The 1,080-nt window shown below is 66.2% G+C and carries 1 protein-coding gene; it reads left to right on the plus strand.

All coding sequences use genetic code 11. From position 1 onward, the window contains the following. On the plus strand, positions 1-1,054 hold a 1,054-nt coding region (locus tag DDA93_RS16090; protein WP_133185611.1), incomplete at its 5' end, for an HNH endonuclease signature motif containing protein. Positions 1,055-1,080: the final 26 nt, after the last annotated feature.

Below are 1,080 nucleotides of genomic sequence, written 5' to 3' on the forward strand. Positions count from 1 at the left end.
TGTTGTCGAAGAGGCCACAGACATGCCCGACACCGACCCCGCTCTCGCCGCCGCCTATGAAACCAGGCTGATCGCGTTGGCCGGTCAGACCACCGTGACGAAGTTCTGCCGCCAGGCCCACCGGTTACGCGAAAAACTTCACCCCGAACCCATCAGTAGCCGGCACCGGAAAGCTCTCCGGGAACGCGAGGTGGTCCTGAACGGCGCCCACGACGGGATGGCCTGGCTCGCCGCGTACCTACCCACCGAACACGCGGCCGGGATCTTCCACCGGGTCGATACCGCAGCCCGGGCCCTGCAGGGCCCCGACGAGGCCAGAACTCTCACCCAGTTACGCGCCGATGTTCTGGTGGACGTCCTCACCAGCGCCGGACCCACCGGACACATGCATGAAGCACCCGACCCCGCTGCTGGACCGTGCGCTGCCGCCGGCGCTGACACTGGGACCGACCCCGGTGCTGCCGCTGACCAGGGCGGGCCGGGAACAGCGGACCCCGGATCCCGGACGAACACCAGCCCCAGTCAGCAGGGGGAGGCCAACGTGTATTGGGGTGTGCAGGCGAAGGTGTTCGTCACCGTCCCGGTGATGACTCTCCTCGGCGGGGACACCCCGGGTGAACTGGAAGGCTACGGTCCGATTGATCCCGAGACCGCACGCCAACTCGCCGGGCACGCACCATCGTTCACCAGGATCCTCACCCACCCCTTTACCGGGGCCAGGCTGGGCGCTGATGCGACCACGTATCGGGTCCCGCAGGACCTGAAGGATGCGGTCCGGGTTAGGGATGGGACGTGTCGGCATCCGGGGTGTAACCGGTTGGCGGTGTTCTGCGAACTCGACCACACCACACCCTGGTCCCAAGGCGGCAAAACGTCCTATTCAAACCTGGCGGCCCTGTGTAAACGCCACCACATGTTCAAAACCGAAGGCTACTGGCACTACCAACAACCCGAGCCCGGGACCATCATCGCGATCTCGCCTGCCGGCGAAACCTACCTCACCCGACCCGACCCACCACCAGCACCACCAGCCGACATGCTCCCGCCCTTCTAGAAGCACCGCACCTACAGCCAGCACCG

The organism is Arthrobacter sp. Bz4 (assembly GCF_003075455.1).
Lineage (GTDB): Bacteria > Actinomycetota > Actinomycetes > Actinomycetales > Micrococcaceae > Arthrobacter_D.